This is a genomic window from Pseudomonas fluorescens, assembly GCF_902497875.1.
Taxonomy (GTDB): Bacteria; Pseudomonadota; Gammaproteobacteria; order Pseudomonadales; family Pseudomonadaceae; genus Aquipseudomonas; species Aquipseudomonas fluorescens_BR.
The window spans coordinates 129305-139411 of the sequence record NZ_CABVHY010000013.1 but is presented as its reverse complement, the minus strand read 5'-3'; the positions used below and the strand labels follow the sequence as shown (position 1 = coordinate 139411).

At 60.5% G+C, this 10107-nt stretch carries 8 protein-coding genes; 3 read left to right on the top strand and 5 right to left on the bottom strand.

What is annotated here, in order from left to right; genetic code table 11:
- Positions 1–159: 159 nt before the first annotated feature.
- The 5 genes from F8N85_RS15225 to F8N85_RS15205 form a co-directional block, all read right to left on the bottom strand.
- On the bottom strand, positions 160–456 hold the full coding sequence (locus F8N85_RS15225) for a DUF6124 family protein (protein ID WP_150804388.1): 297 nt from the start codon (positions 454–456) through the stop codon (positions 160–162).
- 517 nt (positions 457–973) lie between these two features.
- Positions 974–2914 (bottom strand): cyclic di-GMP receptor LapD, encoded by a 1941-nt coding sequence (gene lapD, locus F8N85_RS15220; protein ID WP_150804387.1) that lies wholly within the window; start codon positions 2912–2914, stop codon positions 974–976.
- Positions 2915–2939: 25 nt separating this feature from the next.
- Positions 2940–3647 (bottom strand): cysteine protease LapG, encoded by a 708-nt coding sequence (lapG, locus tag F8N85_RS15215; protein ID WP_150804386.1) that lies wholly within the window; start codon positions 3645–3647, stop codon positions 2940–2942.
- Between the two features lie 189 nt (positions 3648–3836).
- Complete coding sequence (locus F8N85_RS15210; protein WP_150804385.1) at positions 3837–4235, bottom strand: YbaN family protein; 399 nt, start codon at positions 4233–4235, stop codon at positions 3837–3839.
- A gap of 10 nt (positions 4236–4245) precedes the next feature.
- Entirely contained in the window at positions 4246–4833 is a 588-nt protein-coding gene (locus F8N85_RS15205; protein ID WP_150804384.1) for a YecA family protein, read from the bottom strand.
- 444 nt (positions 4834–5277) lie between these two features.
- Between F8N85_RS15205 and recQ the strand changes: the two genes are divergently transcribed.
- The 3 genes from recQ to F8N85_RS15190 all read left to right on the top strand — a co-directional run bounded on the left by recQ (position 5278) and on the right by F8N85_RS15190 (position 9993).
- The gene (gene recQ / locus F8N85_RS15200) at positions 5278–7404 is read left to right on the top strand and encodes a DNA helicase RecQ (protein ID WP_150804383.1); all 2127 of its coding nucleotides are present in this window, start codon (positions 5278–5280) and stop codon (positions 7402–7404) included.
- Between the two features lie 119 nt (positions 7405–7523).
- A complete protein-coding gene (locus F8N85_RS15195) occupies positions 7524–7958 on the top strand; it encodes a MarR family transcriptional regulator (RefSeq protein ID WP_150804382.1) in 435 nt (144 codons plus the stop codon).
- 202 nt (positions 7959–8160) lie between these two features.
- Positions 8161–9993 carry a FimV/HubP family polar landmark protein gene (locus F8N85_RS15190; protein WP_318183221.1) on the top strand — a complete coding sequence of 611 codons (1833 nt, stop codon included), beginning with the start codon at positions 8161–8163 and terminating at the stop codon, positions 9991–9993.
- Positions 9994–10107: the final 114 nt, after the last annotated feature.

Sequence of the window (10107 nt, the reverse complement as noted above, 5' to 3'; positions counted from 1 at the left end):
TCAAAAGATCGCAGCCTGCGGCAGCTCCTACACAGATCGGGTGCAACCCAAATTCTGTAGGAGCTGCCGCCAGGCTGCGATCTTTTGCTGTTGATCCGGCTATCGCGGATCGAGATCGTCCAGCGCCCGGTTCGCCAACAACTCCCCCAGTTCGATCATCTATTGAATGCCCAGCGCAAGATGCCGTTGCGAACCTTCCAGCTCGAACGCCAGGTCACTGGCCATGGCATTGGCCGAGGCCAGGGTTTCGCTGAGATTGGCCAGCAAGCGTTCGGTGTCGATACCGTCGATCACGGTGAAGATGTTGGCGGATTGCGGATCGAGCTTTGGTTTGTCGGACGATGACAGGTGGTAATCGAGAGCGCGCTCGGCGGCCTTGTGAAGTTTGCCGGGATCGAGGGAATCGTAAGGGGAGGTGTTTTCGGTTTCAGGGGGATCTGGGGTGACTTTGCTCATGGTGAAGCTCCTTGATTGGTGGAGCTGCCACTGATCGCCGCGACGCGATGGAGGGTGGCAGCTGTACGCAGGTTCGCGGACCGGGAATCAAGGAACCCGGCATACCCGAAGGTATCCCACGCACAGCCGCCATAAAAAACAGTAGACGACAAAAAAGCGCCAACTGATTGGAGAGGTGGCGCTGTGCGCCTTGATTGCTCGGGCCGCGACGCCCGGTCGCTGAATTGGCAGCGACCCACGAAGATTATCCGGGCATCCATCTCTACGCAACCTCGAAAACTTGTGAGAAAAATTCCCGCATCCTGGCGCCAGCGCTGCGGGTGGCTGTGGGGTCCTCATCGCGAGCAGGCTCGCTCCCACACTGGATCTCCTGCCTACAGAAATCTGGTGAACGACAAAGGCCAAATGTGGGAGCGAGCTTGCTCGCGATGAGGGCCAGGTAGTCAACATTGATGCCAGCTGACAGTCCGCTATCCTCGGAACGCCGCCCGGAGCAGGCTCGCTTCTACAGGGGTTGTTACATCGGCTCCGGCGGCCCGATCAATCTGCCCATCACCCCAAACAATCCCAGCTCCGTGATCACTTCCAGTTCCCCCTGGGTCTCGACCATCTCGGCAATCAGCGGCAGATCAATGCTGTTGGTCGCGCGAAAGATCGCTTCGATAAACAGGCGTTTGTCGCTCTGCTGGTCAATGTCGCGAATGTAGCTGCTGTCAATTTTCAGGTAGGCCAGCCCCAGCAGGGTGAGGTTGCCGATCTGGCTGAAGCTGCCACCAAAATGTTGCAAGCCGATCCGGTAGCCGGTGGCCTGGATGCTCTGGCTCAGTTGCTGCATTTCGGCCGGTGGCGGCAGAGCGCGTTCGTCGATTTCCAGGGTCAGCAAGGGCGCGAGGTCGGGCAGGGCGTGGAGCATGCTGAGGATCTGCTGCAGGTGCGGCGCATCACGCAGGGTGCTGCCGGAAAGACTCAACGCCAGCGGCCAGGGATTTTCGATCAGGTAATCGAGGGTGTGTTCGAGCATCGCCAGGTCGAAGCGCGCCGACCAGCCCAGGCGCTCGATCCAGGGCAGGAAATGCCCGGCGGCAATCGCTTCGCCCTGAGGGTCGAGCAAGCGGGCCAGCACCTTGTGATGCAACACCTGACTGGTATCGGCGCACTGCACCACCGGCTGGAAATACAGCTGCATTTTGCCGTGTTTGAGGGCGTCCTCGATCCAGTTGCGCCAGTCGTGCTGAGTCTGGCTCGGCGCGCCATTGAAGTGCGCCAGATGGGCCCAGGGGCGCTCCGGATGGCGCTGGGCCTGAGTCAGCGCTTGATCGAGGCGCAGCAGCACAGTGCCGGCGGGTTCGCCCGGCTGATAGGCGACTATCCCCAGGTGCGCGACCGGCATGCAGTCACTGGCGCCGGTAAGCCGCAGGTTCTCCAGGGTGGCGCTGATCTCGGTGGCCAGGCGTGTGGCGTCTTTGTTGTCCAGACCGGGGGCCAGCAGGCTGAATTCGCCGCCGCGGTTACGCGCGGCCAGCCAATGACGGCGATCTATTTGCTGGGTCAAGCGTTTGAGCAATTCACCGATTACCTTGATCAGGGCATCGGTGCGCTGGCCGCCCAGACGTTGGTTGAGACCGGCCAGGTCATTGACTCGCAGCATCAACAGATGACCGGAGCTGCTCTGTTCGGTGACCAATAACTGTTCGGTCAGCTGTTCATCCAGCAGGCGCCGATTGGCCAGTCCGGTGAGGCTGTCCTGGTAGGCGTCGGCCCGCAGTTTTTCGCTGCGGGCGGCCTCTTCGGCAAACAGCCCCTTGAGCTTTTCGACCATCTGATTCATCGCCAGTACCACCCGTTTGAGCTCCGGCGTGCGGGGCAGTTGGGGCAGGCTGAGGAACTCGCGCTTGCTGATGGCTTCGGACTGTTTGACCATGCTATCGAGCGGACGCAACTGCCGGCGCAGCAGCCAGCCACCAAACACTGCACTGAGCAACCCACACAGCAGCAACCAGACCAGGCTGCCGACGGCGCTGTCCCAGAGTCTGGCCAGGGCGAACTGGGGATTGCTCAGCACTTCGACCCGCGCCGCTTGCTCCCAGCCGCGCATGATCAGCGCGTCCCCCCCTTGCGGACGCAAGTCCACCAGCCGCACGAACCAGTCCGGTATACCTTCGGCAACCGTGGGCAGACTGCGCTCCACCAGAAGCTGTTCATCGGCGATGTTTATTACCCGGATGCTGGCGAAGTAACCGCTATCGAAGATCGAGCTGACCATCAGCTCAATCATCGCAGGATCATCGATTTGGGTGGTCAGCGAGAGCCCCAGTGCGGTGGCGGCATCCTGGGCATGGGAGCGCAACTGGCCGAGCATCTGCTCGCGCGAGGCCTCCAGGCCGACAAGAAAACTGCCGCTGAACGCCACCAGCAGGAACAGGCAGATGGCGAGAAACAATTGCTTGAGTAGCGACATGCAGCGCTCCTTGTTGTTGGCGGCGTTAGCCATCATCCAGGGTGAAGCCTTCGGCCCGCATCTTTTTCAGCACGTCCTGCCAGCGCGAAAGCTTTTTCGAGTCGCTGCTGCGTTTGCCGCCGTTGGCCCCGGGCAGGTACAGGCCTTCGGCGTTGAAGGCGTACACCGCCAGCAGGTCTTTGCGTTGTGAGGCAGGGCGGATTTCGCCGATCAGGTTGTCCAGCACCAATGGCTCGGCAGTGGGGGTCGCGTAGTAGGTCAGCACCATGTGCGCCTGGTTGCGGGTCAGCGCCTTGACGTAAGTGATGCGCAGCTTCTCGCTGGGAACGCCAAGGTTGCGCAGGCTGAAGTATTTGGCCAGCGCATAGTCTTCGCAGTCGCCGGCGCCCTTGATCAGTGATTCGACGGGCGTTGCCCAGTAATCGATCTGACGCCAGATTCCGGGATCGTCCTGGAAGCTCAGTTGTTGATTGAAGAAACTGTTGACGGCGCCAAGCTGCTCGCGTTCCGGTTGTGCTATTTCGCTTTGCAGCATCTGGTTCCAGGCCTCGATCCGTCCCTTGGCTGGGCCGAGGGCACCATAACGTTGCTCGGCGGTTTGCAGAATCAGCGCAAAATTCCAGTTCGCCCGGCCAGTGTCCAGGCCGACCAGCAGAAATCCCGATACCAGCAGCCATCCGCCGAGCCGGAGTCGGAGCGTTGACCATCCTGGACTACGCGGACTGGCGGACATGTCTGGCTGCTCATGTGCAGATGCCTGAAGTCTAGGCGCTGTTTTCTGAAAAGGATTGATTGATTGTTGCTTCGCGGGAGGTTCGTGGGTGACGCGAAAAAATCGCAGCCTGCGGCAGCTCCTACAGGATGTACACGGTCGGCGTAGGAGCTGCCGCAGGCTGCGATCTTTACCAAGAGCGCTGGAGATTCAAGACCTGTGCAAAGTCTTCTGCCGCAGAATGTAAATCGTCACCAGCACTGCGCTGGTCAGCATCAAGCCGCGGGCCCAGGGCAGGGGGACGAGCAGGCAAGACAGGCCGATGCTCAGCCACATCACGCCGATGGCGTAAACCTTGCCCTTGAGCGGGATGCCGTTGCCATCGAGGTAGTCACGCACCCAGGGGCCGAGCCGTGGATGCTCGACCAGCCATCGATAGAAGCGCGGCGAACTGCGGGCGAAACAGGCGGCCGCCAGCAACAGAAAGGGCGTGGTGGGCAACACCGGCAGGAAGATTCCGACCACCCCCAGTGCGACGCTCAGCAAGCCGATGGCCAGCAGAACGTAACGCACTATCAGGGAGCGGTTGCCTATGGGGTTGGCCGCCATAGGCGCAGCCTCAGTGGTGACGAGGCTTGAGAATGGCCGGTTTTTCGTCCGGTGCGTTGCACAGCAGGTACAGCGCGGTCAGGGCTTCAGGGATCTGCACGATCATGTCGTCCATCAGGTTGGCATCGTTGGCGATGTCGGAAAATTCCGGCTGCTCATCGAACAGGCCGGAACCGACCATGATCGGCAGGAGCATTTCGCTGACTTCGTCTTCGGCGGTTTCGAACCAGGCCGCTTCACGCAGGAACACGCCTTCCATGAAGCCGATGCACCAGCCGCGCAGATCGGAGTCGTCCGGGTCTTCGCCGAGGTCCAGGTCGCAGGGCAGCTCGAATTCCTCATCGGACGCCAGTTGCCGGGCGATGTGCGCCTTGAGCAGCACCAGGGTGGCTTCGATCGCTTCACGCTCGGCGTCGTCGGCGTAATGTGGCTCTTCGGCGAACAGGGCGTCGATCCATTCGCGTTCGGGAACGTCCTCGGAACAGATCGAGAGCGCAGTCAGATAGCCGTGGGCGGCCACGTAGTCCAGCGCCTCGTCATGCAGCTCGTCGGCGTCGAGGAAGACTTGCAGGCGGGTTAGTTGCTCAGCGAAGGACATTAAAGGACTACCTTGGGAATATTCGATGCTGAATTCTAGGCCTTCTTGAGCGCTCAGGCCAGCCGCCGGGCAGATTTGCCTGCATTCAAAACAAGCCCTGACGCGGTCCGGGTAGCAGCTGGCGAGCCCGCGAGCCTGCGTTCGGCTGCGAAGCAGTCGTAAAACCAGACTGCGCGGTGTTTCAGGCGGACCGGGTCGGTAGGGTTTACGACCGCTGCGCGGTCGAACGCAGGCTCGCGGGCTCGCCAGCTGCTACGAGGAATGTGTTGATTCGTCAGCGGCGCCCAATGCCTGGGATCGCTCGGGTATACTGCCGCGTTTTGTAATGCCCTGCAGGGTGTGGCGAGGGATCAGGAAAAGTCCGCTTACGTCTTTTTCCGTGAAGACCGTGACGTTTTCATCCAGCCTGCACAGAGGGATAGACGGCACTATTGGGAGTTTTTCATGCTAGAACAGGCTCAGCGCGTTCTCAAGGACATCTTCGGCTACGACAGTTTTCGTGGCCGCCAGGGTGCGATCATTGAGCGCGTGGCCAGTGGCGGCGACGCCTTGGTGCTGATGCCTACCGGCGGCGGCAAGTCCTTGTGTTTCCAGGTCCCGGCGCTATTGCGCGAAGGTTTGGCGGTGGTGGTGTCGCCGTTGATCGCATTGATGGACGATCAGGTCGCGACCCTCGAAGAGCTGGGCGTTGCCGCGGCCGCCCTGAACTCCACGCTGAACGCCGAGCAACAGCGTGACCTGGCGACGCGAATCAAGCGTGGCGAAGTGAAAATGCTCTATCTGGCCCCCGAGCGGCTGGTCCAGCCGCGGATGCTGGCATTCCTCCAGAGCCTGGAAATCGCCCTGTTCGCCATTGACGAAGCGCACTGCGTTTCGCAATGGGGCCATGACTTCCGCCCGGAATACCTGCAACTGGGGCAATTGGCGGAGCTGTTTCCCACTGTGCCGCGCATCGCCCTGACCGCTACGGCCGATATGCGCACCCGTGAAGAAATCGTCAATCGCCTGCATCTGCAGGACGCCGAACGTTTCCTTTCGAGTTTCGACCGGCCGAATATTTTCTACCGCATCGTGCCCAAGGAGCAGCCGCGCAAGCAGTTGCTGGCGTTCCTCTCGGAGCGGCGCAGCGATGCCGGCATCGTCTATTGCCTGTCGCGCAAGAAAGTCGATGAAGTGTCGGCTTTCCTGTGTGAGCAAGGTTATCCCGCGCTGCCCTACCACGCCGGCCTGCCGAATGAGACGCGGGCCTTCAATCAGAAGCGCTTCCTTAATGAGGAAGGCTTGATCATGGTCGCCACCGTTGCCTTCGGCATGGGCATCGATAAACCCAACGTACGGTTTGTCGCGCATCTGGACTTGCCCAAGTCCCTCGAGGCCTATTACCAGGAAACCGGTCGCTCCGGCCGTGACGGTCTGCCCGCTGATGCCTGGATGGCCTACGGCCTGCAAGACGTCTTGATGCTCAAGCAGATGCTGCAAAAATCCGAGGGTGATGAACGCCACAAACGCCTGGAGCAGCACAAGCTCGACGCGATGCTGGCGCTCTGTGAAGAAACCCGTTGCCGACGCCAGACCCTGCTGGCGTATTTCGACGAAGACATGCCGCAACCCTGCGGCCACTGCGACAACTGCGTCGACGGCGTGCAAACCTGGGACGCCACCGAGCCTGCTCGCCAGGCGCTCTCGGCGATCTACCGCACCGGCCAGCGTTATGGCGTCGGGCATCTGGTGGATGTGCTGCTGGGCAAGGACAACGACAAGATGCGCAGCATCGGCCATCAACATCTTTCGGTGTTTGGTGTCGGCAAGGCGCGGGCCGAAGGCGAATGGCGCTCATTGTTCCGCCAACTGGTTGCCCGAGGTCTGGCCGACGTCGATCTGGAAGGCTATGGCGGCCTGCGCTTGAGCGACAGTTGCCGGCCGTTGCTCAAAGGCGAAGTCACCCTGGAACTGCGCCGCGACCTGAAACCGCAAACCACCGCCAAGAGCAGCAACAGTCAGGCCAGCCAATTGGTCCGCGGCGAAGAGCGCGAGCAATGGGAGGCCTTGCGTGCCCTGCGCCGTAAACTGGCCCAGGAACATGGCGTGCCACCTTATGTGATCTTCCCGGATTCGACCTTGCTGGAAATGCTCCGCAGCCAGCCCAGCTCCTTGCCGGAAATGGCCAAGGTCAGCGGTGTCGGTGCGCGCAAACTGGAACGTTACGGCGAGGCCTTCCTCGATGTACTGGGCGGCCAGGCCGAGACCCCGAAAGTGGTCGCCGATATCCGCCACGAACTGATTACCCTGGCCCGCGCCGGCATGACGCCGGTGCAGATCGCCGGCCAGCTGCAGTGCTCGGAGAAGAACGTCTACACCTTGCTCGCCGAGGCCATTGGCAAGCAGCAATTGTCCCTGGAGCAAGCGCTGGATCTGCCGGAAGATATGCTCGGCGAGATCCAGGACGCGTTCCTTGATGCAGAAGGCGAACTACCGCCCGTTGCAGAAATCATTCCGCTGTTTTTCGGTCGGGTTCCGGAGGGGGTCCTCTACTGCGTGCGCGCTGCCTTGCAGGCGGAATTCGAGATGTGAGTGATCGTTTAACGGGATGTAACGATTCAGTACATACCAAGCCTTGCCTCGCGCCGAGGGTCATGCTTAGCTGACTAATAATTAGCTTTTCTCTATTTCAGTCTAATCATGAGTGTTTTATGCCGTTAACCGATCAACACCGTTTTGGCATGCAGTTGGCTCAGATGTCTCGAGGCTGGCGTGCCGAACTGGATCGCCGTCTGGCCGGGCTTGGCTTGTCCCAGGCCCGTTGGCTGGTGCTGCTGCATCTGGCACGTTTTGACGAAGCGCCAACCCAACGTGAACTGGCGCAAAGCGTGGGTGTCGAAGGTCCAACCCTGGCGCGATTGCTCGACAGCCTGGAGACCCAGGGCCTGGTGCAGCGTCAAGCGGTTGTAGAAGATCGTCGGGCGAAAAAGATCGTCCTTTGCGCGCCGGCCCGGCCATTGATCGAACAGATCGAAACCATCGCCAACGCGTTGCGTCATGAGTTGTTCCAAGGTGTCGACGAAGAAGACTTGCGCATCTGCATGCGGGTACATGGTCACATTCTGGCCAACCTGGAAAAATCCTGAGGCATGACCCGCCTGCAGATTTTTAAAGCTTCAGCGTTTGGCAGACTATTTAGACATACCAGATCCACAGTGTGCTCGTGCAGGACGCGTGAGCGCTTTCCAGTTGGTGTCGGTTTTCCAAGGGATGCCCATGCTCCGAAGTTTGCAGTCTGCGTTGCGCTGTTGTGACAGATATGATTCCTCTCACAAAACATCCCGGCTGTTGACCCTGCGCTCGCTGTTGCTGGCTTCTGGCGCCTTGGGTTACTCGGCCTTGGTCCCGGCGTTGGGGTTGGGCGAAATCACTCTGCACTCGGCCTTGACCCAACCGCTCGATGCCGAGATCGCCCTGCTGGAGCCCGGCGAGCTGAGCGAAGGCGAATTGTCCGTGAGCCTGGCGACGGCCGAGGAGTTCAGTCGCGCCGGGGTCGAGCGGGTGTTTTTCCTCAATGATTTGCGGTTCACCGCGATCCTGCAAGGCAACCGTAGCGTGATTCGGGTGGTCTCGAACAAGCCGGTCACGGAACCTTTCCTGAATTTCCTGGTGCAGGTGAACCAACCCGGTGGGCGTTCACTGCGCGAATACACGGTATTGATCGACCCTCCGGGTTCACCGGGGATCGAACCCAGGAGCAAGCCCGGAAGCAACCTTGTTCCAGTTTCGCCCGCCAATTCTCAGTCATCCGCGCCGGCTCCCCGTAAAGCAACAACAGCGATGCCGGCAAAGCCTGACAACGCTCAAGCAATTGCCTTGGCAGCGGCGCAGAAGCAGCAGGCACTCACCTCTGAGCAGTTGGCCAGCAGCGTGTTGGAGAACCAGCATCTGCAAGCGACCATCGCTGAGCAGCAGGCCAGGCTTGCGACCCAGGATCAGGACATCGTTGCTGCAAAACAAACAATAGTCGACCTGCAAACCCGATTGACCGAAGTCCAGGCACCCCCTGCCAGTGCTGCTGCACCTGTCGCACCGGCGCCAGTTGGCTCGCCGCCTGTTGCCGAAGCCGCCGAAGAGGCCGGGGAATCGAATTTTTGGCTGATGACCGGGCTGGTGCTGCTGTTGTTGCTGTTGATCATCGCATTCTGGGTGCGGCGTCAGCGCTCTCACACTCAAGTGCTGCCAGAGCCGCTGCCCATGCCACCGGTGGCCCCTGAGCCGGTTGTCAGTCGGGTGGAGCCCTTGGTCGCGCAAGTGGCTGGAGATGAAACCGGTCAGCGGGTTACGGCGCAGGAGCACGTGGCACCGCGCAAAAAAACCACCCCGGCGTCCGATGTACTTGAGGGGGTTCGGCTCTACCTTGCCTATGGTCGCCTTGACGAAGCAGCGGGGATCTTGCGTGAGGCGCTGCTCAAGGAACCGCAACGACTCGACCTGGGCCAGCGATTGCTGGAGGTTCTCGGGCAACAAGACGCGGTTGCCGAGTATGCCAAGCAGGAAAGTCACTTGCGCGAGTCAGGAGTCAGCGAAGAGACTCTGCAAGACATTCGCCAGCGCTTTGCCAAACTTTCGACCGCTGCCGGGCTCGCGCCGCAGGTGTTGGCAGCCTCGGTGGCTGCAGTGCCGGTCAGTACCGCACTGGATGAGTTCCAGTTGAATCTGGATGACCTGTCGACAGACTCGGACTGGAATCTGGTCAGCCCGTTCGACACCACGCCGCCGGCACGCCACACCCAAACCGCTGATACGGCGCTCGACTTCGACCCGCTCTTTAATTCGAATTTGAATGAGCTGCCGCTAGTATTCGAAATGTCCGACGAGCCGTTTCTGAGTGACCTCGACGAGCCTGAGCAGGCTTGCATCTCGGAAACCGAGGCGCTGGACCAAGCCTTTCTCGACAGCTTCGCCAGTCCCTCGCCAATGTTGGAAATCGAGCCGTTGTCGGTGGATTTCGATGGGCTGGAACTTGAGCAGAGCGCTGCCGGTAAACTGCAACAGGCGCAAGGTTGCCTCGACGACGGTGACCTGGACAGCGCCAGTCGTTTGCTCAATGAGTTGCTTGAAGAAGGCGACGAACCGCTGCAACGGACCGCGCGTAATCTGTTGGCGAGAATGGGTTGAGAGTGCCCTAAAAGATCGCAGCCTGCGGCAGCTCCTACACCGAGCCGGTTCCCCTTTGACATAATGGGTATACGCAATACCTGTAGGAGCTGCCGCAGGCTGCGATCTTTTGGC

Bases quoted from the DNA above. Each gene is read 5' to 3' on its own strand.
- lapD (WP_150804387.1), bottom strand. From the start codon at position 2,914: ATGTCGCTACTCAAGCAATTGTTTCTCGCCATCTGCCTGTTCCTGCTG.
- F8N85_RS15195 (WP_150804382.1), top strand. From the start codon at position 7,524: ATGCCGTTAACCGATCAACACCGTTTTGGCATGCAGTTGGCTCAGATG.
- F8N85_RS15210 (WP_150804385.1), bottom strand. From the start codon at position 4,235: ATGGCGGCCAACCCCATAGGCAACCGCTCCCTGATAGTGCGTTACGTT.
- F8N85_RS15225 (WP_150804388.1), bottom strand. From the start codon at position 456: ATGAGCAAAGTCACCCCAGATCCCCCTGAAACCGAAAACACCTCCCCT.
- lapG (WP_150804386.1), bottom strand. From the start codon at position 3,647: ATGTCCGCCAGTCCGCGTAGTCCAGGATGGTCAACGCTCCGACTCCGG.
- F8N85_RS15205 (WP_150804384.1), bottom strand. From the start codon at position 4,833: ATGTCCTTCGCTGAGCAACTAACCCGCCTGCAAGTCTTCCTCGACGCC.
- recQ (WP_150804383.1), top strand. From the start codon at position 5,278: ATGCTAGAACAGGCTCAGCGCGTTCTCAAGGACATCTTCGGCTACGAC.